This is a genomic window from Massilia timonae CCUG 45783, from assembly GCF_000315425.1.
In the GTDB taxonomy this organism is placed as follows: Bacteria; Pseudomonadota; Gammaproteobacteria; order Burkholderiales; family Burkholderiaceae_D; genus Telluria; species Telluria timonae.
The window spans coordinates 39,676-60,594 of sequence record NZ_JH992924.1; the positions used below are offsets into that span (position 1 = coordinate 39,676).

The window sequence follows — 20,919 nt, forward strand, 5'->3', positions numbered from 1 at the left end:
TAGCAAAAGAGGCAATACCATGAAAATGATTACCGCCATCATCAAGCCCTTCAAGCTCGACGAGGTGCGTGAAGCGCTGTCGGAAATCAACGTACAAGGCATGACGGTGACCGAAGTGAAGGGTTTCGGTCGCCAGAAGGGTCACACCGAGCTGTACCGTGGCGCCGAGTACGTCGTCGACTTCCTGCCCAAGATCAAGATCGAAGCTGCCGTCGACGATGCCGTCGTCGACCAGGTGATCGACGCGATCCAGGGCGCCGCCCGCACCGGCAAGATCGGTGACGGCAAGATCTTCGTGGCCGACCTGAACCAGGTCATCCGTATCCGCACCGGCGAGACCGGCAACGACGCACTGTAAGAAGGAAAGTGTTCATGAAGCAGATAACTACAAAAATCCTGACCGCCATGCTGGGCCTGGGCCTGGCCCTCCCGGCCATGGCGGCGCCGTCCATCAACAAGGGGGATACCGCCTGGATGTTCGTCGCCACGCTGCTGGTGATCATGATGGTGATCCCGGGCCTGGCGCTGTTCTACGGCGGCATGGTACGCGCCAAGAACATGTTGTCGGTCCTGATGCAGGTCATGATGGTGTTTTCGCTGATCATCGTGCTGTGGTGCCTGTACGGCTACTCGCTGGCCTTCACCGGCAACAACGCCTTCATCGGCGGCTTCGACCGTGCCTTCCTGCAAGGCATCTGGGACCCGGTCGCCGGCACGTTCTCGATGGGCGCCACCTTCACCAAGGAGGTGATGATCCCCGAGTTCATCTTCGTCGCCTTCCAGGGCACCTTCGCCGCCATCACCTGCGCGCTGATCGTCGGTTCCTTCGCCGAGCGCGCGCGCTTCGCGGCGGTGCTGGCCTTCGTGGTGATCTGGTTCACGTTCGCCTACCTGCCGATGGCGCACATGGTCTGGTTCTGGGCCGGCCCTGACGCGATTACCGACGCCGCCTCGCTGGCCACCGTCACCGCCGGCGCCGGCTACCTGTGGCAGCAGGGCGCGCTCGACTTCGCGGGCGGCACCGTGGTGCACATCAATTCCGCGGTCGCCGGCCTGGTCGGCGCCTACGTGATCGGCAAGCGCGTCGGCTACGGCAAGGAATCGATGGCCCCGCACTCGCTGCCGATGACGATGGTCGGCGCTTCGCTGCTGTGGGTCGGCTGGTTCGGCTTCAACGCCGGTTCGGCGCTCGAAGCGGGCGACATCGCGGCGCTGGCCTTCATCAACACCCTGCTGGCGACCGCCGCCGCCACCGTCTCGTGGGCGGCCGGCGAGTGGATCTTCAAGCGCAAGCCATCGATGCTGGGCGCCGCCTCGGGCGCCATCTCGGGCCTGGTGGCGATCACCCCGGGCGCCGGTTTCGTGGGGCCGATGGGCGCCTTGGTCATGGGCCTGCTGGCTGGTATCATCTGCCTGTGGGGCGTGACCGGCCTGAAGCGCATGCTGCGCGCCGACGATTCGCTCGACGTGTTCGGCGTGCACGGCGTGGGCGGCATCCTGGGCGCGCTGCTGACCGGCGTGTTCGCGGCGCCGTCGCTGGGTGGCCAGGGCGTGTGGGATTACACCACCAATGCCATGAACACCAGCTATTCGATCGGTAGCCAGGTGCTGGTGCAGGCGCACGGCGTGGTCGTGACCATCGCCTGGTCGGCCATCGTCGCCTTCATCGCCTTCAAGCTGGTCGACATCGTGATCGGCCTGCGCGTGCCTGAAGACGAAGAGCGCGAAGGCCTGGACATCACCAGCCACGGCGAATCGGCGTACCGTTACTGATATCCCCGGATATCGGTCAGAAAGGCGCCTGCGGGCGCCTTTTTTGCGTTCTTGGCAACACCTCTTTAAAAAGGGCCAGGCACCCCCATATGAGATACCCGATTAAGTAAACAACAAGAAGCGCATAACAAGGACGTCCTCTACATGGTTCCGCACCTCGCCACAGCCCAGACCGGTCCTCTGCTGGACCTGGAAAAGAAAATCCTCGAAGCCACCCCCGCCATCGAGCGCTGGTTCCGGCTCGAGTGGCAGGAGCATACGCCGCCGTTCTATTGCTCGGTCGACCTGCGCAACGCCGGGTACAAGCTGGCGCCGGTCGACACCAACCTGTTCCCGGGCGGCTTCAACAACCTGCCGACCGAAATGCTGCCGCTGACGGTGCAAGCCGCCATGGCCGCGATCGACAAATATTGCCCGGACGCACGCAACCTGATCCTGGTGCCCGAGACGCATACGCGCAATCCGATGTACTTGCAGAACGTGGCGCGCCTGATGCAGATCTTCCGCCAGACCGGGCTGCACGTGCGCCTGGGCTCGTTCTCGCCGGACGTCACCGAACCGACCCCGTTGGCCCTTCCTGACGGCAATATGCTGGTGGTCGAGCCGCTGGTGCGTTCGCCCAACGGCCGCCGCGTCGGCCTGGCCGATTTCGATCCCTGCACCATCCTGCTCAACAACGATCTGTCGGGCGGCATTCCGGCCATCCTCGAGAACGTGCACGAGCAGTCGCTGCTGCCGCCGCTGCACGCCGGCTGGGCGCTGCGCCGCAAGAGCAACCACCTGAAGGCGTTCGACGAGGTGGCCAAGAAGTTCGGCAAGCTGATCGACATCGATCCGTGGCTGGTCAATCCGCTGCACAGCAAGTGCGGCGAAGTCGACCTGCGCGAGAACATCGGCACCGAGGCCCTGGCCGACAACGTCTCGGCGCTGTTCTCGAAGATCAAGAAGAAATACAAGGAATACGGCATGAAGGAGCGCAAGCCCTTCGTGATCCTGAAGCCCGACGCCGGCACCTACGGCATGGGCGTGATGACCATCAAGGATGCGAGCGAAGTGCGCGACCTGACCCCGGCCCAGCGCGCGCGCATGTCGGTGATCAAGGATGGCGTGGCAGTGACCGACCTGATCATCCAGGAAGGCGTGCCCACCTTCGAATCGATCGACGACGCCGTGGCCGAGCCGGTGGTGTACATGATCGACCGCTACGTGGTGGGCGGCTTCTATCGCGTGCACGCCGAGCGCGGCATCGACCAGAACCTGAACTCGCCGGGCTCGCAATACGTGCCGCTGGCCTTCGCCCAGCAGCATGCGGTGCCGGACCTGAAGGCCAAGCCGGGCACGGCGGCGCCGAACCGCTTCTATGTGTATGGCGTGGTGGCGCGACTGGGCATGCTGGCGGCGTCGCTGGAAATGGAACGCACGGATCCGAATCCGGAAGTCTATTGACGGTAGCGGGGAGGGCGGCCGCTGCCGCCCGTTCTTGACTGACGGGCTCCCCGGCTGGTCCTCATTCTTCCTTGCGCACCACGTACATGAAATGCGAGCGCAGCACCGGCGCCAGCGCCGTCAGCAACTCGGACACCATGTAGGGCGCCACCGCCAGCAGCCGGTGGATCGGCGGCGCCAGCACCAGGCTGCGATAGCGCTGCTCTGTGCCCGGCCACCACGCTTGCAGCTCGGCGCGGGTGACCTTGTGCACGTTGCGGTTGCGTGGGTTGTCGTAGCGGAAATCGAACACGAGGCACCAGCCGCCCGGGCGCAGCATGCGCCACATCTGGGCGGCCAGCTCGCGCCGCAGGACGGGATCGAGCACCGAGGAAAACACCGTTTGCGCCGTGACGAGGTCGTAGCCGGCCTGCGGCAGCGCGTCGAGCGTGCCCAGGTGCCAGCGTACGCCGTGGGCGGTGCAGCGCCGCGCATGGTCGAGCCGGTCTTTTTGCAGCTCGGTGCCGGTAAGCTTGGCCGGCGTGGCGCCCCAGTCGATCATCTGGCGCAGGAAACCGCCGGTGCCGCAGCCGACGTCCAGCACTTGCACGCTCGATAGATCAGAGCCAACCGTGTTGGAGAGCAGGTCGGCAAAGCCGCGCGAACGCGCCGCCACCTGCTGCAGGATCTCGGGCCGGTGCCAGGCGTAGCGCGCCAGCGCGGCGCCGCCATGCCAGTTGCGGTAGACATCTTCGATGCGCTCCTGCTCGGCCTGTTGGCTTGGTTGGGTATCCATGCCTCCATGCTCCACCCTGATCGCCGCGATCCGATTGAGGTGTCTCAGTCGCGCGGCGTGATACCCGACAAATTGCAGCAGTGCACCTTCAAGTGTGAATGGATGGGGTTGGCCCGGGGCCTCGGCCGCGAGTTTCCGCAATTCGGGCTAAAATCAGAGCATTACCCCGAATGGAAGCCCCATGAAAATCGCCTTTCTCGCCGACCCTCTGTCCGGATTCAAGATCTACAAGGATTCGACCTTCGCCATGATGCGCGAGGCGGCCCGGCGCGGCCATGCCATCTACCACTTCGAGCAGCGCGACATGGTGCTCGAAGAAGGCGTCGTCAGCGCGCGCGTGGCGCAGATCCATCTCACCGGCGACGCCGACGAGTGGTACCGCCTTGACCCGGCCGCCGACGTCGAGCTGTCCGAATTCGACGCCATCATCGAGCGCAAGGATCCGCCGTTCGACATGGAATACGTGTACGGCACCTATCTGCTGGAACTGGCCGAGCGCCAGGGCGCACGCGTGGTCAACAGCCCGCGCGCGATCCGCGACCACAACGAGAAGCTGGCCATCGGCCAGTTCAGCGAACACACCTCGCCGACCATCGTCACCTCGGATGCGGCGCGCCTGCGCGCCTTCCACGCGAAACACGGCGACGTGATCTTCAAGCCGCTCGACGGCATGGGCGGCGCCGGCATCTTCCGCGTCAAGAGCGATGGCCTGAACCTGGGGTCGATCATCGAGACCCTCACCGACAATGGCCGCAACACCATCATGGCCCAGAAGTTCATTCCGGCCATCGAGAAGGGCGACAAGCGCGTGCTGGTCATCGGCGGCAAGCCGGTGCCCTTCGTGCTGGCGCGCATCCCGCAAGGCGGCGAAGTGCGCGGCAACCTGGCCGCCGGCGGCCTGGGCGTGGCCCAGCCGATCAGCCCGCGCGAGCGCGAGATCGCCGAGGCCCTGGGCCCGGTGCTGGCCGAGCGCGGCCTGTTGCTGGTAGGATTAGACGTGATCGGCGACTTCCTCACCGAAGTCAACGTGACCAGCCCGACCTGTTTCCAGGAGATCCACGACCAGGCCGGATTCGACGTGGCCGCGATGTTCATCGACGCGGTCGAACAAAAGGTGAACGAATAACATCATGGTAGGCATCCTGCTCCTGACCCACGCGCCGCTGGGCCAGGCATTCATCGCGGCGGTGGCGCACGTGTTCCGCGGCCCGACCGAGCGCTTCGAGGCGATCGACGTGGCCGCCGACCAGGATATCGGCGAAGTCAACGGCCTGGCGCGCGAGGCGATCGCGCGCCTCGACGAAGGCGACGGTGTGCTGGTGATCACCGACGTCAAGGGCGGCACGCCGTCCAATTGCTGCAACTCGCTGGCCGACGCCGGCCACGTGGAAGTCATCGCCGGCATCAGCCTGCCGATGCTGCTGCGGGCGATCACGTATCGGCGCGACACGCTCGACGTCGTGGTCGAGATGGCGCTGGCGGGCGCCCAGAACGGCGCGGTGCGGGTGGATAACCGGATTCGGGTGGGGTAGGGATAGCCGTAGCGGTAGCGGTGCAGGCGCCGAGGGGCGCGATTCGACAAGTACAACGATAAAGCGAATATGATTCAACAAGAACTCGAGATCATCAACAAGCTGGGCCTGCATGCCCGCGCATCCGCCAAATTCACGCAGCTGGCCGCCAAGTACCAGAGCGACGTCTGGCTCACCCGCAACGGCCGCCGCATCAACGCCAAGTCGATCATGGGCGTCATGATGCTGGCCGCCGGCAAGGGCGCCAAGGTGACCCTGGAAGCCGACGGCAAGGACGAGGAAGCCGCGGTCGCGGCCCTGTCCGCCCTGGTCAACGACAAGTTCGGCGAAGGCGAGTAATGCCGCGTGAAGCGGCATCTCGTTCAGGAGACGTCAGCATGGCCTCCTTCCTTCTCCATGGCATACCGGTCTCGCGCGGGATCGCGATCGGCCGCGCCCACCTGCTCACCCCGGCCGCGCTCGACGTCAAGCACTACCTGGTCGCCGACGACCAGGTGGAAAACGAAGTGCGCCGCCTGCAGGACGCGATCGCCGCCGTGCACCGCAACCTGCAGGAACTGTGGACCGACCTGCCCAAGGACGCCCCCACCGAGCTGGGCGCCTTCATCGACGTCCACGCCCTGATCCTGTCCGATCCGATGGTGTCGGAAGCGCCGCTCGATATCATCCGCGCGCGCCACTACAACGCCGAATGGGCGCTGGTGACCCAGATCGACGACCTGTCGGCCCAGTTCGACGAGATCGAGGACGAATACCTGCGCGAGCGCAAGCACGACATCCAGCAGGTGGCCGAGCGGGTACTGAAGGTCTTGACCGGCACCGCGCTGAACGTGCCGCCGATCGTGATCGACGACGACCAGCCGCCGCCGCAGATGATCGTGGTGGCGCACGACATCTCGCCGGCCGACATGCTGGCCTTCCGCGACCGCGACGGCGGACCGCGCACCTTCATCGGCTTCGTCACCGACGTCGGCGGCCAGAACTCGCACACCGCGATCGTCGCGCGCAGCCTCGACATCCCGGCCGTGGTGGGTATGGACCAGGCCTCGCGCCTGGTCGAGCAGGATGACTGGGTGATCGTCGACGGCGACGCCGGCGTGGTGATCTGCAATCCGAGCCAGCTGGTGCTGGAGCAGTACCGCGAGCGCCAGACGGCGCTGGCCAAGGCGCGCAAACGCCTGCTCAAGCTCAAGAAGACCCCGGCCGTCACCCAGGACGGCACCGCTATCACGCTCCTGGCCAATATCGAGCTGCCCGACGATTGCCCGGCCGCGCTCGAAGCGGGCGCCAACGGCGTCGGCCTGTTCCGCTCCGAATTCCTGTTCATGGGCCGCGGCCCGCAGGGCCTGCAGATTCCGGGCGAGGACGAACAGTTCGAGCAGTACCGCAAGGCGGTGCTGGCGATGAAGGGCCGGCCGGTGACGATCCGCACGCTCGACGTCGGCGCCGACAAGCCGCTCGACCAGACCGATCAGACCGCGCTCAATCCGGCGCTGGGCCTGCGCGCGATCCGCTACTGCCTGGCCGAGCCGCAGATGTTCCTGACCCAGCTGCGGGCCATCCTGAGGGCGTCCGCCTTCGGCAAGGTGAGGATCCTGATCCCGATGCTGGCGCATGCCTTCGAGATCGACCAGACCCTGAACATGATCGAACAGGCCAAGGCCGAGCTGCGTCTTGAAAACATCAAATTCGACGAGGGCATCGAGGTCGGCGCCATGATCGAGATCCCGGCCGCGGCGCTGGCGCTGCCGCTGTTCGTGCGGCGCATGGATTTCCTGTCGATCGGCACGAATGACCTCATCCAGTATCTGCTGGCGATCGACCGGGTCGATTACGAGGTGGCGCACCTGTATAATCCGCTGCACCCGGCCGTATTGCAGCTGATCGCCTCGACCATCGCCACCGGCCACAAGGCCGGTCTGGACGTGGCGGTATGCGGCGAGATGGCCGGCGACGTCAAGCTCACCCGCCTGTTGCTGGGCATGGGCTTGCGCGAATTCTCGATGCATCCGGCGCAGCTGCTGGCGGTGAAACAAGAAATCTTGAACACCGACCTGGGCGCGGTCACCACCCGTACCCGGCGCATCCTGCGCGCGATCGAGCCGGGCGAGATCGCCAGCGCGGTCGAGCAGCTGCAAGCCCTCTGACGTTGTGGCGACGGCCAGGCCCCGGCCGTCGCGAGCACCACCACCGCACCACCCAACACTTTTGAATACCTCCATGGGATCTCTTGGAATAGTCACACCGCAGGCGATGCATTTCGCCGAGCCCTTGCTGTTGCAAAGCGGCGCCCAGCTCGGCGACTACACGCTGATGTATGAAACCTATGGCACGCTCAACGCCGACAAGTCGAACGCGGTGCTGATCTGCCACGCGCTGAACGCCTCGCACCACGTGGCCGGCCACTACGCCACGCCGAAAAGCGCCGGCTGGTGGGACAATATGGTCGGACCGGGCAAGCCGGTCGACACCGACCGCTTCTTCGTCATCGGCATCAACAACCTCGGATCCTGCTTCGGCTCGACCGGCCCGATGCACGTCAATCCCGCCACCGGCAAGCCGTATGGCGCCGCCTTCCCGCTGGTGACGGTGGAAGACTGGGTGGCGGCCCAGGCGCGCCTGGCCGATCGCCTCGGCATCGAACAATTCGCCGCCGTGATGGGCGGCTCGCTGGGCGGCATGCAGGCCCTGTCGTGGAGCATCATGTTCCCCGAACGCCTGCGCCACTGCATCGTGATCGCCTCGACGCCCAAGCTGTCGGCCCAGAACATCGCCTTCAACGACGTCGCGCGCCAGGCCATCCTGACCGACCCGGACTACCGCGGCGGCGACTTCTACGAGCATGGCGTGGTGCCGAAGAACGGCCTCAAGGTGGCGCGCATGATCGGCCACATCACGTATTTGTCAAACGACGACATGGCGGAAAAATTCGGGCGCAAGCTGCGCAACGCGGCCGAAACCAATGACTACAACTTCGACTTCGGCATCGACTTCGAGATCGAATCCTATCTGCGCTACCAGGGCGACAAGTTTTCGGAATACTTCGACGCCAACACCTATTTGTTGATCACCAAGGCGCTCGACTACTTCGACCCGGCGCGCGAGCATGGCGGCGACCTGACGAAGGCGCTGGCCGGCACGAAAGCCCAGTTCCTGGTCGCCTCGTTCACCACCGACTGGCGCTTCTCGCCCGAGCGCAGCCGCGAGATCGTCGAGGCCCTGATTTCGAACCGGCGCCGCGTCAGCTATGCCGAGATCGACGCGCCGCACGGTCACGACGCCTTCCTGCTCGAAGACGCGCGCTACATGAACGTGGTGCGCGCCTATGTCAACCGCATTGCGCTGGAGGTCGCATGAATTTCAACGACCTGAACACGCTGCGGCCCGACCTGGCCTTCATCGCGCACTGGGTGGGCGAGGGCGCCCACGTGCTGGACGTCGGCTGCGGCGACGGCGCCATGCTGCGCTACCTGGAGTCCGGCAAGCGCTGCAGCGGCTACGGCATCGAGATCGCCGACGACAAGGTGTTGGAAAGCACCGCGCGCGGCATCAACGTGATCCAGCACGACATGGAGAAGGGATTGGGCCTGTTCGGCGACAATACCTTCGACACCGTGCTGTGCCTGAACTCGCTGCAGATGATGCAGCACGTCGAGGCGCTGCTGCGCGACATCGTGCGGGTGGGGACCGAAGCCATCGTCTCGTTTCCCAACTTCGCCCACTGGCCGCACCGCCTGGCGCTGCTCAAGGGCCGCATGCCGATGTCGCGCTCGCTGCCCTATAAATGGTATGACACGCCCAACGTGCGCTATGCAACGATCTACGATTTCCAGGAACTGGCGGTGTCGTGCGGCCTCGAAGTGCTGGAGTGCGTGGCGCTGGCCGACGGCGAGGTCGTCAAATTCCTGCCCAACCTGCGCGGCAGCCTGGCAGTGTTTCGTCTGCGCAAGAAAATAACGCCAGCAACTTGATACGTCTTATGTGCGTTGGCGGCTTGAGCGAACGCGGCGGATACGCGATGATCCTCGCCAATCCTGCGCGGGCGTGTTGCCCGTTTTGAATAATTTCTGAGAGGATAGCGCTGCTAACAACAGCCTGTCGGTGACGAGATGATAAAACTGAAACGCCTTGCCCTTTGCCTCACCCTGATGAGCGCCACCAGCCTGGGCCTTGCCCAGGACAACAGCCAGGTGGTCCAGGACGGCATCGCGGTCAAGCCGCTGTCGCGCATGCGCGTGCTGGCGCCGGAAGAACAGGTCAACGAGGCCGCGCGCCAGCAGTACACCGAAATGGTGGGCGAGGCCAAGCAGAAGGGCGTGCTGGCGCCGGAAGGCGACCCCCAGCTCAAGCGCCTGCGCGTGATCGCCCAGCGCATCATCCCGCAGACCACGCGCTGGAATCCGGCCGCGAGCAAGTGGGAATGGCAGGTCAACCTGTTCAAGTCCGACCAGGTGAACGCCTTCTGCATGCCGGGCGGCCGTATCGGCTTCTATACCGGCATCATCAATCAGCTGAACCTGACCGACGACGAAGTGGCGGCCGTGATGGGCCACGAGATCGCGCACGCGCTGCGCGAACACGGGCGCGAGCGCCTGGTCAAGACCAATGTCACCGCGCTCGGCGCCCGCGTCGGCGGCGCGCTGCTGTCGGGGATCTTCGGCGTCGACCCCAACCTGACGGGCACCGCCGCCAATTATGCCGGCCAGTTCCTGGTATTGAAATTCTCGCGCGACGAAGAGCGCGAGGCCGACCTGGTGGGCCTGGACATCTCGTCGCGCGCCGGCTACGACCCGCGCGCCGGCATCGCGCTGTGGCGCAAGATGGCGGCGCTGAACCAGAGCGCGCCGCTCGAGATCTTCTCGACCCACCCGGGCGGCGAAACCCGCATCAAGGACATGGAAGCGCACATGAACGTGCTGCTGCCGTTGTACGCGCGCGCCAAGAACACGAGCGTCGCCAGGCTCCCGGCCTACCAGAGCACCGCCCTCAAATGATGGTTCGATGGGCCGTGTAGTCGTCAAGGGCCGGCAGGCCGAAGCCAACGCTTACGTGCCGCTGCCGATCCGCGACGGCGTCTCGCCCAGCTACCTGTGGCTGACCGAGACCCGCGCCGGGGGCATGCTGCGTTTTCTCGCCGAGCGGTATCCGGACGTGAGCCGCGAAGCCTGGGCCGCGCGCCTGGCGCGCGGCGAGATCGTCGATGCGAAAGGCGCTGCCCTGGGCCCCGACAGCCACGTGCGCCAGGGCATGCGCATCTGGTATTACCGCGAGCTGGAACAGGCCGAGACGCCGATCCCGTTCCACGAACAAGTGCTGTTCCGGGACCAGCACATCCTGGTGGCCGACAAGCCGCACTTCCTGCCGACCATCCCGACCGGGCGCTTCCTGAAAGAGACGCTGCTGGTGCGCCTGAAGCGCGCCCACGACCTGCCGCACCTGGTGCCGATCCACCGGCTCGACCGCGAGACGGCGGGCGTGGTGATCTTCTCGCACAATCCCGACTCGCGCGGGGCGTATCAATCGATGTTCCAGAAGCGGGTGGTGAAGAAGACCTATGAGGCGCTGGCGCCGATGATGGCGGGACGAGAATTCCCCTTCACCTACCGCAGCCGCATGCAGGATGCGGAGCAGTTTTTTGTGAGCGAAGAGGTGGAGGGCGAGCCGAATTCGGAGACGCTGATCGAGCTGATCGAGCGGCGAGGAAACCTGGCGCGTTATCGCCTGCATCCGCACACGGGCCGCAAGCACCAGCTGCGGCTGCACCTGTCGCGCCTCGGCGCGCCGATCGTGAACGACGCCTTCTATCCGGTCGCGCTGCCGTGCAAGGGCGACGATTTCAGGTCGCCGCTGCAGCTGCTGGCGCGCTCGATCGCCTTCGACGATCCCTTGAGCGGCCAGCCGCGCAGCTTCTGCAGCGATTTCAGCCTGGATTGGCCCTGAATCAGCGCTCGTAATCGATGATCAAGGGAGCGTGGTCGGAGAACTTGACGTCCTTGTAGACCGAGACGGCCTTGGCGCACTTGGCGAGGCCCGGGGTGGCGACATGGTAGTCGATGCGCCAGCCCACGTTCTTGGCATAGGCCTGCCCGCGGTTGCTCCACCAGGTGTACTGCTCGGGACGCGGGTCCAGGCCGCGGTGCACGTCGACCAGGCCCAGTTCGTCGAAGATGCGCGTCATCCAGGCGCGCTCCTCGGGCAGGAAGCCCGAATTCTTCAGGTTGCCCTTCCAGTTCTTGAGGTCGATCTCTTTATGCGCGATGTTCCAGTCGCCGCAGATCACGATTTCGCGGCCCTCGGCCTGCAGCTCCTGCAGGTGCGGCAGGAACACTTCCATGAAGCGGAACTTGGCCAGCTGACGCTCGGGCGACGAGGAGCCCGACGGCGCATACAGCGAGATCACGGTCAGGTCGCCGAAGTCGCAGCGCGTATAGCGGCCCTCGGCGTCGAACTCGACGCAGCCGAAGCCGATGCGGTGCTTGTCCGGGGCGGTGCGGCTGTAGACGCCGGTGCCCGAATAGCCCTTCTTCTCGGCGTAGTGGAAGTGGCCATGGTAGCCGTGCGGGCGCAGGAAATCCTCGGTCATGTCGGCTTCCTGGGCCTTGAGCTCCTGGACGCAGATATAGTCGGCATCCTGCGTGGCGAGCCATTCGAAGAAGCCCTTCTTGTGGGCGGAACGGATGCCGTTCAGGTTCGCAGAAATAATTCGTGGCATGGTGATGATAAGACTGGTAATGGATCAGCGGGTTTAATGGCCACCCGGCAACAAGCGGGACAGTGTAGCGCGTTTTTGAACCGTCCGTCATGCCTGCCGACTGTTGCGGATATGCAGTAGATGCCGTGATGAAGGGCAACGATCTGTTACACTAGGCATTCTCCTGCGTCGTACGCCGCGTCAACTTCCTGACGTTGCATTGCCTCCTTCCCAAGTCCATGAACACTGACAAACCGCTACTCGCGGGCATCGTCGATTCCGGCGTTTGCCTGCCCGCCGCATCGAACGCCGAGCTGGCCGACTTTGTGGAGAATGCCGTCGAAGGCCTGCACCGGGTCGGCCCGGACGGCACCATCCTGTGGGCCAACCGCGCCGAACTGCAGCTGCTCGGCTATGAGTGGGACGAATACGTCGGCCGCCACATCGCCGACTTCCACGCCGATCCGGCCACGATCGACTACATCCTGACGACCCTGCTGTCGGGCGGGGTGCTGTACGACCAGCCGGCGCGGCTGCGCTGCAAGGATGGCTCGATCAAGCATGTGCTGATCCACTCCAACGGGCATTTCGAGGACGGCCGGCTGCGCTACACGCGCTGCTTCACGCGCGACGCCACCGAGCGGCACGAGCGCGACGTGGCGCTGGCCCAGCGCGACGCCATGCTGCTCAATGCGCCGGTGGCGGCGGCCCTCCTGATGGGGCCCGAGCTGCGCTTCCACCTCGTCAATCGCCGCTATTGCGAACTGGTCGGCTCCAATGAACTGGTTGGACGCACCTTCGGCGAGGCTTTCCCGCGCCTGTCCGGCAGCGGCGTGGCCGAGCGCATCGCCCACGTGTTCGCCACCGGCGAGCCGTATCACGCGGAAGAACTGGCCCTGGGCCGCCTCGACTCCCAGGGCCAGCTGGAAGAGCGCTATTTCAAGTTCAGCCTGGAGCCGCTGACGGGCGTGGACGGGCGGCCGGACGGCGTGATCCTGGTCGCGGTCGAGGTGACCGACCACGTGCGCAGCCGCCAGGCGATCGAGCGCGCTCATCGCGAGCGCGAACAGTTGCTGGTGGAGTTGAGCGCGGCCAGCCGGGCCAAGGACGAGTTCCTGGCCATGCTGGGCCATGAGCTGCGTAATCCCCTGTCGCCGATCGTCATCGCGTTGCAGCTGATGCGCATGCGCGGCGACGGCGCGCACGGCCGCGAGGGCGAGATCATCCAGCGCCAGGTGGACCATCTGGTGCGGCTGGTGGACGACCTGCTCGACGTCTCGCGCGTCACGCGCGGCAAGATCGAGCTCAAGGTCGAGCGGGTCGAACTGGCGCGGGTGGTCGACAAGGCGGTCGAGATGGCAAGCCTGCTGATCGAGCAGCGCCGCCACCGCCTCGAAGTCGAACTCGAACCCGGCCTGGCGTGGGAAGGCGATCCGGTGCGATTGGCGCAGGTGGTGTCGAACCTGCTGACCAATGCGGCGCGCTATACCGAGCCGGGTGGCCAGCTGTGGCTGCGCGTACTGCGCGTACTGCGCGACGGGCTTGAAGCGGTCGAGATCAGCGTGCGCGACACCGGCATCGGCCTCGCGCCCGAGGTGCGCGAACAGGTGTTCGAGCTGTTCTTCCAGGGCAAGCGCAGCATCGACCGCGCCGAAGGCGGACTCGGGATCGGGCTGGCGCTGGTGAAGAACATCGTCGAGCTGCACGGCGGCAGCGTCCATGCGCACAGCGAGGGACGCGGCCTGGGCAGCGAATTCGTGGTGCGCCTGCCGCTAAGCAGCGTAGCCCAGGCGCCGGCTCCGATGGCGGGCGTCGCCTCGCAGCGCGTGCTGCTGGTGGACGACAATGCCGACGGCGCCGATACCCTGGGCCGCCTGCTGCGTGCGCACGGCCACGCGGTCGAGGTGTACCACGATCCGGTCGGCGCGCTGGCGGCGCTGGAGCGCTTCAGGCCCACGGTCGCCTTGCTCGACATCGGCCTGCCGGTGCTGGACGGCTACCAGCTCGCCGCGCGCATCCGCGCGCTGCCCGGCGGGGCGGGCTGCCGCCTGGTGGCGCTGAGCGGCTACGGGCTGGCGGCCGACCATGCGAGGAGCGAGGCGGCCGGCTTCGAGCGCCACCTGGTCAAGCCGGTCAATCCGGACGAGGTGGCGCGGGTGGTCGCGGCCGACGCCGCGACGGATTAAAATAGCCGCTTTCGACATTCAGGGAGAGAGTACATGAGCGATCTGCGCCAGCAATTCATCGGGTTTTCGGTCGAGGCCGAGGTATTGAAGTTCGGCCAATTCACGACCAAGGCCGGCCGCCTGTCGCCGTACTTCTTCAACGCCGGCCTGTTCCACGACGGCGCCACGCTGGGCAAGCTCGCCCAGTTCTACGCCCAGACCCTGCTCGATTCGGGCGTCGAATTCGACATGCTGTTCGGCCCTGCCTACAAGGGCATCACCCTGGCCAGCGCCACCGCCGTGGCCCTGGCCGCGAAGGGCCGCGACACCTCGTTCGCCTACAACCGCAAGGAAGCGAAGGATCACGGCGAGGGCGGCACCATCGTCGGCGCCAAGCTGCAGGGTAAAGTGGTGATCATCGACGACGTGATCTCGGCCGGCACCTCGGTGCGCGAATCGGTGACGATGATCCGCGCCGCCGGCGCCGAACCGGCCGCCGTACTGATCGCGCTGGACCGCATGGAGCGTTCGGGGAAGGACGACGCGCTGTCCGAACTGTCGGCAGTGCAGGAAGTCGCGCGCGAGTTCAACATCCCCGTGATCTCGATCGCCAACCTCGAAGACCTGTTCACCTACCTCGACACCCACACCCAGGACGCGCGCCTGTCCCAGCACAAGGACGCCGTCGCCGCATACCGCACCCGCTACGGTATCTAACATGTGAAAACAATGAGGGTCAGCGTCGCATTACTGGCAGTTCCGGGAAACTGCTCAATAATGCGACGCTGACCCTCATTGTCGATGGCTGAGGGTTAGCCGGCGAGTTTTTGTTTCAGCAGTTCGGTCACCTGGGCCGGGTTCGCCTTGCCCTTCGACGCCTTCATCGTCTGGCCGATCAGGGCGTTGATGGCGGCTTCCTTGCCGGCGCGGTATTGCTCGACCGACTTGGCGTTGGCGGCCAGGACTTCGTCGACGATCGCTTCCAGCGCGCCCGTGTCCGAGATCTGCTTCAGGCCCTTCTGGTCGATCACGGTGTCGGCCAGGTTTTCGTCGTCCGATTTGGCTTCCCACATCGCGGCGAAGACTTCCTTGCCCGCCTTGTTCGAGATCGTGCCGTCGGCGATGCGCTTGAGCAGCAGCGCCAGTTGCGCCGCGCTCACCGGCGCGTCGCCGATGTCCACGCCTTCGCGGTTCAGGGTCGACGAGACGTCGCCCATCATCCAGTTGGCGGCCGCCTTGGCGTTTTCCTTGCCGGCCTTGGCCACCACGGCTTCGTAGTAGCCCGCCATCGCCTTCGACGAGGTCAGGACCAGGCTGTCGTACTCCGGCAGGCCATACTCGCCCGTGAAGCGCGCGCGCAGGGCGCCCGGCAGCTCCGGCATCCCGGCCTTCACGCGGTCGATCCAGTCCTGGCCGATCACCAGGGGAGGCAGGTCGGGGTCGGGGAAGTAGCGGTAATCCTGGGCGTCTTCCTTGGTGCGCATCGAGCGCGTCTCCTTGCGGTCCGGGTCCCACAGGCGCGTCGCCTGGATCACCTTGCCGCCGTCCTCGATCAGCTCGATCTGGCGCCGCACCTCGTAGTGGATCGCCTCTTCCATGAAGCGGAACGAGTTCAGGTTCTTGATCTCGCAGCGGGTGCCGAATTCCTTCTGGCCGACGGGGCGCACAGAGACGTTGACGTCGCAGCGGAACGAACCCTCCTGCATATTGCCGTCGCAGACGCCCAGCCACATCACCAGCGAGTGCAGGGCCTTGGCATACGCCACCGCCTCGGCGGCGCTGCGCATCTCGGGCTCGGACACGATCTCGAGCAGCGGCGTGCCGGCGCGATTCAGGTCGATGCCGCTCATGCCGGCATAGTCTTCGTGCAGCGACTTGCCGGCGTCTTCCTCGAGGTGGGCGCGGGTCAGATTGACGGTCTTGGTCTCCAGCTTGCCGTCTTTTTCATAGGCGAAGCTGATGGTGCCGCCCTGGACCACCGGATCCTCGAACTGGCTGATCTGGTAACCCTTCGGCAGGTCGGGATAAAAGTAGTTCTTGCGCGCGAAGACCGACTGCGGCGCGATTTTTGCGCCGACCGCCAGGCCGAAGCGGATCGCGCGCTCGACCGCGCCGCGGTTCAGCACCGGCAGCACGCCCGGCAGCGCCAGGTCGACCGGGCTCGCTTGCGTGTTCGGCTCGGCGCCGAAGCGGATCGAGCTGCCGCTGAAGATTTTCGATTGGGTCGTGAGCTGGACGTGGTTCTCAAGACCGATGACGACTTCCCATTGCATAGTGTTCTCTCTTTGTTCAGTAGCGTCGCGGATCACACGCCTTCGGGCGTGCGCTTGTGCCAGTCGGTCGCCTGCTGGTACTGGTGCGCGATGTTCAGCAGTTTCGCCTCGGCGAAGTAGTTGCCGATGATTTGCAGGCCCACCGGGCGCTTGCCGTTCGCTTCACTGCCTTCCTTGCCATCTCCGAAACCGCAGGGGATCGACATGCCGGGCAGGCCGGCCAGGCTGGTCGACAGCGTGAAGATGTCGGCCAGGTAGTTCGCCACCGGGTCATTGGTCTTCGAGCCCAGGTCCCAGGCCACCGTCGGCGCCACCGGCCCCATGATCACGTCGCATTTGTCCGCGAACGCAGCCTGGAAGTCGTCCGCGATCAGGCGCCGGATCTTTTGCGCCTGCACGTAATAGGCGTCGTAGTAGCCGTGGCACAGCACATAGGTGCCGACCATGATGCGGCGTTTCACTTCGCTGCCGAAGCCTTCGGCGCGGGTTTTGCGGTACATGTCCTGCAAGTCCTTGTACTCCGCGGCGCGGTGGCCGTAGCGCACGCCGTCGAAGCGCGACAGGTTCGACGAGGCTTCCGCCGGCGCGATGATGTAGTAGGTCGGAATCGACAGCGCCGTTTTCGGCAGCGAGATGTCGACCAGCACCGCGCCCAGTTTCACGAACTGCTCGAGCGCCGCCCGCACCGCGCCTTCGACGTCGCTGGCCAGGCCTTCGCCGAAGTATTCCGAAGGCACGCCGATGCGCAGGCCGGCCAGCGGCTTGTTCAGGTCGCGCGTATAGTCTTCGCGGACGTTGCCCTGTTCGACCGTGAGGCTGGTCGAATCGCGCTCGTCGAAGCCGATCATTTCGTTGAGCAGCAGCGCGCAGTCCTCGGCGGTCTGGGCGATCGGGCCGCCCTGGTCCAGCGACGAGGCGAAGGCGATCATGCCGAAGCGCGACACGCGGCCATAGGTCGGCTTGATGCCGGTGACGCCGCAGAAGGCGGCCGGCTGGCGGATCGAGCCGCCGGTGTCGGTCGCGGTGGCGGCCGGCGCCAGGCGCGCGGCGATCGCCGCGGCCGAGCCGCCCGACGAGCCGCCCGGCACGGCTGCTGCGTCCCACGGGTTCTTCACCGCGCCATAGGCCGAGTTCTCGTTGGCCGAGCCCATCGCGAATTCGTCCAGGTTGACCTTGCCCAGGGTAACCATGCCGGCCGCGTTGAAGCGGTCGACGACGGTCGCGTCGAACGGGCTGACGTAACCGTCCAGCATCTTCGAGCCGGCCGTGGTGCGCCAGCCGCGGGTGACGAAGATGTCCTTGTGCGCGATCGGCACGCCGGTCAGCGGGCCGGCCGTGCCTTGCGCGAAGCGGGCGTCGGCGGCCGCGGCCTGGGCCAGCGTCAGTTCGTGGTCCACGTGCAGGAAGGCGTTGTGCCCGCTCGCGTCGATGCGGCCGAGGTAGTGGCGCGCCAGCTCGGTCGCGGACACCTGTTTCGAGTGCAGGAGCGCGGACAGCTCCTTGATGGTCTTGTTATGCATGTGCGTGTCGATTCTTTAGCGATTTTCTGGGCGGTTTACTCGATGACCTTCGGCACCAGGTACAGGCCATCCTGGGCCTTCGGCGCCGGCGCCTGGTAGTCTTCGCGGCGGTTCTCTTCGGTGACCGCATCGTCGCGCAGGCGCAGCGGCAGGGCCAGGATGGCCGATAGCGGCTGGGCCAGCGGCGCCACGCCGGTGGTGTCGACCGCCTGCATCTGCTCGGCCAGCGCGAAGATGCCGTTCAGCTCGGCCAGCGCGGTCTCGGCATGGGCGTCGTCCATGTCGAGCTGGGCCAGGTTGGCGATGCGTTTTACGTCGGAAAGGGTCAGGGACATGGCTATATGGCACGCCATCAGCGCGCAAAAAGTGATTCGGCGAATAATGAAAGTTAGCAAGTTGTCAGCGAACGGCTTCTTAAAGGCGATAAAACCCTGCAAACACCGCTCAAATCGCTTGCAATTCGGTGGGGAAAACCACCCGTATTCAGCATGTAAACGACAAATTATAAGGTAGAATGGCGGGCTAATGCGTTGTCGTGCCGAAAGCCCGGCGCCCGCGCATGCGAAGTCCGCGGTGCCCATGCGAGGCAGGTGCGGCACAGAATCCCCGATCAATGTTTAGGCGCACATTGATGCGCATCAGGACACCCATGTTTGGTTTTTTACGCAGCTACTTCTCGAATGACCTGGCGATCGACCTCGGCACCGCCAACACGCTGATCTACGTCCGCGGCCTGGGCATCGTCCTGGACGAGCCGTCGGTGGTCGCGATCCGCCAGGAAGGTGGCCCGAACGGCAAGAAGACCATCCAGGCAGTCGGCAAGGAAGCCAAGCAGATGCTGGGCAAGGTGCCCGGCAATATCGAAGCGATCCGCCCCATGAAGGATGGCGTGATCGCCGACTTCACCGTCACCGAGCAGATGCTCAAGCAGTTCATCCGCATGGTGCACGACTCGAAATTCTTCCGTCCGTCGCCGCGCATCATCATCTGCGTGCCGTGCGGCTCGACCCAGGTCGAGCGCCGCGCGATCCGCGAATCGGCTCTTGGAGCGGGCGCCTCGCAGGTGTACCTGATCGAAGAGCCGATGGCGGCCGCGATCGGCGCCGGCCTGCCGGTCTCGGAAGCGACCGGCTCGATGGTGGTCGACATCGGCGGCGGCACCACCGAAGTGGGCATCATCTCGCTGGGCGGCATGGTCTACAAGGGCTCGGTGCGCGTCGGCGGCGACAAGTTCGACGAAGCCATCGTCAACTACATCCGCCGCAACTACGGCATGCTGATCGGCGAACAGACCGCCGAAGCGATCAAGAAGGCGATCGGCTCGGCGTTCCCTGGCTCGGAAGTCAAGGAAATGGAAGTCAAGGGCCGCAACCTGTCGGAAGGCATACCGCGCTCGTTCACCATCTCGAGCAACGAGATCCTGGAAGCCCTCACCGATCCGCTGAACCAGATCGTGTCGGCCGTGAAGAACGCGCTGGAACAGGCGCCGCCGGAACTGGGCGCCGACATCGCCGAAAAAGGCATGATGCTGACCGGCGGCGGCGCGCTGCTGCGCGACCTCGACCGTCTCCTGATGGAAGAAACCGGCCTGCCGGTGCTGGCCGCCGAAGATCCGCTGACCTGCGTGGTGCGCGGCTCGGGCATGGCCCTCGAGCGCATGGACAAGCTTGGTTCGATCTTCTCGTACGAATAAGACGCGCGTGATCAACCGGGGCGGGCAGGGCGTGCGGTCACAAGCTGCGCGCATCTGCCCGCCTTGGTATTGACCGCCCGCGTTATCACCAACGGACGTCATGGAATACAGTCCTCCGCCGCTGTTCAAGCAAGGCGCCCCGGCACGAGTCAAGGCCATGGTGTGCGCCTTGATCGCCATCGTATTGCTGTTCGTCGACGCCCGCATGGGATTGCTGTCCGGCGTGCGCCAGGTGGCCGCCACCGTGCTCTATCCGATGCAGATGGCGGCCCTGATGCCGCGCGAGGCGCTGGCCAATATGGGCGATTATTTCTCGTCGCTGTCGACCTTGCAGAAGGAAGTGCAGGCCCTCAAGCACCAGGAGCTGGCGCGCGCCCAGTTGCTGCAGCAGGCCCAGTTCCAGATGGCCGAGAACGCGCACCTGCGGCGCCTGATGGAAGGCAAGCAGCAGTTGCCGGTGCAGTCGCAGATGGCCGAGATCCTGTACGACGCGCGCGACCCGTCCACCCGCCGCATCGTGATCAACCGCGGCTCGCGCGACGCCGTGTCGCTCGGCCTGCCGGTGATCGACCACGCCGGCGTGGTCGGCCAGGTCACCCGCGTGTTTCCGTTCACCTCCGAAGTCACGCTGCTGACCGACAAGGACCAGGCCATTCCGGTGCAGGTGCTGCGCAGCGGCTTGCGCAGCATCGTCTATGGCCGCGGCAATACGGGCCTGCTCGACCTGCGCTTCGTGGCCCAGGACGCCGACATCCAGGTCGGCGACGTGCTGGTGACGTCGGGGCTGGACGGGATGTATCCGGCCGGCCTGGCGGTGGCGCGCGTGACCCAGGTCGAGAAGGCGGCCGGCTCGTTCGGCCGCGTGGTCGGCCAGCCGCTGGCCGGCATCGACCGCAATCGCCAGGTGCTGGTGATCATGTCGCACAATCCCTTGCCGCCGCGCCCGGCGCCGGAAGCGCCGTACAGCGGCAGCCGGCGCAATATGCCGAAGATGCCGGCGGTGCCGACGCCGCCGCTGCCGGCCGCGCCGCTGCCGGCGGCCGGCGCGCCC

20 protein-coding genes are annotated in these 20,919 nt (G+C 65.6%); 15 read left to right on the forward strand and 5 right to left on the reverse strand.

Translation table 11 applies throughout. From position 1 onward, the window contains the following. Positions 1–19: 19 nt before the first annotated feature. The 3 genes from glnK (at position 20) to gshA (ending at position 3,219) form a co-directional block, all read left to right on the forward strand. On the forward strand, positions 20–358 hold the full coding sequence (gene glnK, locus HMPREF9710_RS15280; RefSeq protein WP_005667790.1) for a P-II family nitrogen regulator: 339 nt from the start codon (positions 20–22) through the stop codon (positions 356–358). 14 nt (positions 359–372) lie between these two features. Further along, the gene (gene amt / locus HMPREF9710_RS15285; RefSeq protein ID WP_005667792.1) at positions 373–1,773 is read left to right on the forward strand and encodes an ammonium transporter; all 1,401 of its coding nucleotides are present in this window, start codon (positions 373–375) and stop codon (positions 1,771–1,773) included. A 144-nt stretch (positions 1,774–1,917) separates the two neighbouring features. Beyond that, positions 1,918–3,219, forward strand: a complete 1,302-nt coding sequence (gshA, locus tag HMPREF9710_RS15290) for a glutamate--cysteine ligase (RefSeq protein WP_005667794.1) — start codon at positions 1,918–1,920, stop codon at positions 3,217–3,219. 61 nt (positions 3,220–3,280) lie between these two features. On the opposite strand, the gene HMPREF9710_RS15295 is transcribed toward gshA, so the two are convergent. Next, entirely contained in the window at positions 3,281–3,994 is a 714-nt protein-coding gene (locus HMPREF9710_RS15295) for a class I SAM-dependent methyltransferase (RefSeq protein ID WP_005667796.1), read from the reverse strand. 181 nt (positions 3,995–4,175) lie between these two features. Here HMPREF9710_RS15295 and gshB point away from each other — a divergent pair, with 181 nt between their 5' ends. The 8 genes from gshB (at position 4,176) to HMPREF9710_RS15335 (ending at position 11,466) form a co-directional block, all read left to right on the forward strand. Beyond that, complete coding sequence (gene gshB, locus HMPREF9710_RS15300; protein WP_005667797.1) at positions 4,176–5,120, forward strand: glutathione synthase; 945 nt, start codon at positions 4,176–4,178, stop codon at positions 5,118–5,120. 4 nt (positions 5,121–5,124) lie between these two features. Continuing rightward, the gene (locus HMPREF9710_RS15305) at positions 5,125–5,526 is read left to right on the forward strand and encodes a PTS sugar transporter subunit IIA (RefSeq protein ID WP_005667799.1); all 402 of its coding nucleotides are present in this window, start codon (positions 5,125–5,127) and stop codon (positions 5,524–5,526) included. 69 nt (positions 5,527–5,595) lie between these two features. Beyond that, complete coding sequence (locus HMPREF9710_RS15310; protein WP_005667800.1) at positions 5,596–5,865, forward strand: HPr family phosphocarrier protein; 270 nt, start codon at positions 5,596–5,598, stop codon at positions 5,863–5,865. Between the two features lie 38 nt (positions 5,866–5,903). Then, on the forward strand, positions 5,904–7,673 hold the full coding sequence (gene ptsP, locus HMPREF9710_RS15315; RefSeq protein WP_005667802.1) for a phosphoenolpyruvate--protein phosphotransferase: 1,770 nt from the start codon (positions 5,904–5,906) through the stop codon (positions 7,671–7,673). A gap of 73 nt (positions 7,674–7,746) precedes the next feature. Next, entirely contained in the window at positions 7,747–8,883 is a 1,137-nt protein-coding gene (gene metX / locus HMPREF9710_RS15320; protein ID WP_081589939.1) for a homoserine O-succinyltransferase MetX, read from the forward strand. Then, positions 8,880–9,497 (forward strand): methionine biosynthesis protein MetW, encoded by a 618-nt coding sequence (gene metW / locus HMPREF9710_RS15325; RefSeq protein ID WP_005667805.1) that lies wholly within the window; start codon positions 8,880–8,882, stop codon positions 9,495–9,497. The genes metX and metW overlap by 4 nt, the downstream gene beginning before the upstream one ends. Before the next feature lie 138 nt (positions 9,498–9,635). Beyond that, on the forward strand, positions 9,636–10,520 hold the full coding sequence (locus HMPREF9710_RS15330) for a M48 family metallopeptidase (protein WP_005667807.1): 885 nt from the start codon (positions 9,636–9,638) through the stop codon (positions 10,518–10,520). 7 nt (positions 10,521–10,527) lie between these two features. After that, entirely contained in the window at positions 10,528–11,466 is a 939-nt protein-coding gene (locus tag HMPREF9710_RS15335) for a pseudouridine synthase (protein WP_005667809.1), read from the forward strand. Position 11,467: 1 nt separating this feature from the next. Here the strand turns inward: HMPREF9710_RS15335 and HMPREF9710_RS15340 are convergent, their stop codons facing one another. After that, entirely contained in the window at positions 11,468–12,238 is a 771-nt protein-coding gene (locus HMPREF9710_RS15340) for an exodeoxyribonuclease III (protein ID WP_005667810.1), read from the reverse strand. A 218-nt stretch (positions 12,239–12,456) separates the two neighbouring features. Between HMPREF9710_RS15340 and HMPREF9710_RS15345 the strand changes: the two genes are divergently transcribed. Beyond that, entirely contained in the window at positions 12,457–14,403 is a 1,947-nt protein-coding gene (locus tag HMPREF9710_RS15345) for a hybrid sensor histidine kinase/response regulator (protein ID WP_005667812.1), read from the forward strand. Positions 14,404–14,436: 33 nt separating this feature from the next. Beyond that, the gene (pyrE, locus tag HMPREF9710_RS15350) at positions 14,437–15,099 is read left to right on the forward strand and encodes an orotate phosphoribosyltransferase (RefSeq protein ID WP_005667813.1); all 663 of its coding nucleotides are present in this window, start codon (positions 14,437–14,439) and stop codon (positions 15,097–15,099) included. A 95-nt stretch (positions 15,100–15,194) separates the two neighbouring features. Here pyrE and gatB read toward each other — a convergent pair whose 3' ends face one another. The 3 genes from gatB to gatC are packed head-to-tail and all read right to left on the reverse strand — an operon-like array spanning position 15,195 to position 18,510. Next, complete coding sequence (gene gatB, locus HMPREF9710_RS15355) at positions 15,195–16,655, reverse strand: Asp-tRNA(Asn)/Glu-tRNA(Gln) amidotransferase subunit GatB (protein ID WP_005667815.1); 1,461 nt, start codon at positions 16,653–16,655, stop codon at positions 15,195–15,197. Positions 16,656–16,687: 32 nt separating this feature from the next. Beyond that, positions 16,688–18,175, reverse strand: a complete 1,488-nt coding sequence (gene gatA / locus HMPREF9710_RS15360; RefSeq protein ID WP_005667817.1) for an Asp-tRNA(Asn)/Glu-tRNA(Gln) amidotransferase subunit GatA — start codon at positions 18,173–18,175, stop codon at positions 16,688–16,690. 35 nt (positions 18,176–18,210) lie between these two features. Then, the gene (gatC, locus tag HMPREF9710_RS15365) at positions 18,211–18,510 is read right to left on the reverse strand and encodes an Asp-tRNA(Asn)/Glu-tRNA(Gln) amidotransferase subunit GatC (RefSeq protein WP_005667818.1); all 300 of its coding nucleotides are present in this window, start codon (positions 18,508–18,510) and stop codon (positions 18,211–18,213) included. A gap of 314 nt (positions 18,511–18,824) precedes the next feature. Between gatC and HMPREF9710_RS15370 the strand changes: the two genes are divergently transcribed. Next, positions 18,825–19,868 (forward strand): rod shape-determining protein, encoded by a 1,044-nt coding sequence (locus tag HMPREF9710_RS15370; protein ID WP_005667820.1) that lies wholly within the window; start codon positions 18,825–18,827, stop codon positions 19,866–19,868. Between the two features lie 100 nt (positions 19,869–19,968). After that, the coding region (gene mreC, locus HMPREF9710_RS15375) for a rod shape-determining protein MreC (RefSeq protein WP_005667821.1) at positions 19,969–20,919 on the forward strand (951 nt) is incomplete at its 3' end.

Excerpts from the sequence above, each read along its gene's own strand:
- pyrE (WP_005667813.1), top strand. The coding sequence starts at position 14,437 with ATGAGCGATCTGCGCCAGCAATTCATCGGGTTTTCGGTCGAGGCCGAG.
- HMPREF9710_RS15305 (WP_005667799.1), top strand. The coding sequence starts at position 5,125 with ATGGTAGGCATCCTGCTCCTGACCCACGCGCCGCTGGGCCAGGCATTC.
- metX (WP_081589939.1), top strand. The coding sequence starts at position 7,747 with ATGGGATCTCTTGGAATAGTCACACCGCAGGCGATGCATTTCGCCGAG.
- HMPREF9710_RS15345 (WP_005667812.1), top strand. The coding sequence starts at position 12,457 with ATGAACACTGACAAACCGCTACTCGCGGGCATCGTCGATTCCGGCGTT.
- HMPREF9710_RS15330 (WP_005667807.1), top strand. The coding sequence starts at position 9,636 with ATGATAAAACTGAAACGCCTTGCCCTTTGCCTCACCCTGATGAGCGCC.
- HMPREF9710_RS15310 (WP_005667800.1), top strand. The coding sequence starts at position 5,596 with ATGATTCAACAAGAACTCGAGATCATCAACAAGCTGGGCCTGCATGCC.
- gatA (WP_005667817.1), bottom strand. The coding sequence starts at position 18,175 with ATGCATAACAAGACCATCAAGGAGCTGTCCGCGCTCCTGCACTCGAAA.
- gatB (WP_005667815.1), bottom strand. The coding sequence starts at position 16,655 with ATGCAATGGGAAGTCGTCATCGGTCTTGAGAACCACGTCCAGCTCACG.
- HMPREF9710_RS15340 (WP_005667810.1), bottom strand. The coding sequence starts at position 12,238 with ATGCCACGAATTATTTCTGCGAACCTGAACGGCATCCGTTCCGCCCAC.
- metW (WP_005667805.1), top strand. The coding sequence starts at position 8,880 with ATGAATTTCAACGACCTGAACACGCTGCGGCCCGACCTGGCCTTCATC.
- HMPREF9710_RS15295 (WP_005667796.1), bottom strand. The coding sequence starts at position 3,994 with ATGGATACCCAACCAAGCCAACAGGCCGAGCAGGAGCGCATCGAAGAT.
- HMPREF9710_RS15335 (WP_005667809.1), top strand. The coding sequence starts at position 10,528 with ATGGGCCGTGTAGTCGTCAAGGGCCGGCAGGCCGAAGCCAACGCTTAC.
- gatC (WP_005667818.1), bottom strand. The coding sequence starts at position 18,510 with ATGTCCCTGACCCTTTCCGACGTAAAACGCATCGCCAACCTGGCCCAG.
- amt (WP_005667792.1), top strand. The coding sequence starts at position 373 with ATGAAGCAGATAACTACAAAAATCCTGACCGCCATGCTGGGCCTGGGC.
- HMPREF9710_RS15370 (WP_005667820.1), top strand. The coding sequence starts at position 18,825 with ATGTTTGGTTTTTTACGCAGCTACTTCTCGAATGACCTGGCGATCGAC.
- gshB (WP_005667797.1), top strand. The coding sequence starts at position 4,176 with ATGAAAATCGCCTTTCTCGCCGACCCTCTGTCCGGATTCAAGATCTAC.
- gshA (WP_005667794.1), top strand. The coding sequence starts at position 1,918 with ATGGTTCCGCACCTCGCCACAGCCCAGACCGGTCCTCTGCTGGACCTG.
- glnK (WP_005667790.1), top strand. The coding sequence starts at position 20 with ATGAAAATGATTACCGCCATCATCAAGCCCTTCAAGCTCGACGAGGTG.
- ptsP (WP_005667802.1), top strand. The coding sequence starts at position 5,904 with ATGGCCTCCTTCCTTCTCCATGGCATACCGGTCTCGCGCGGGATCGCG.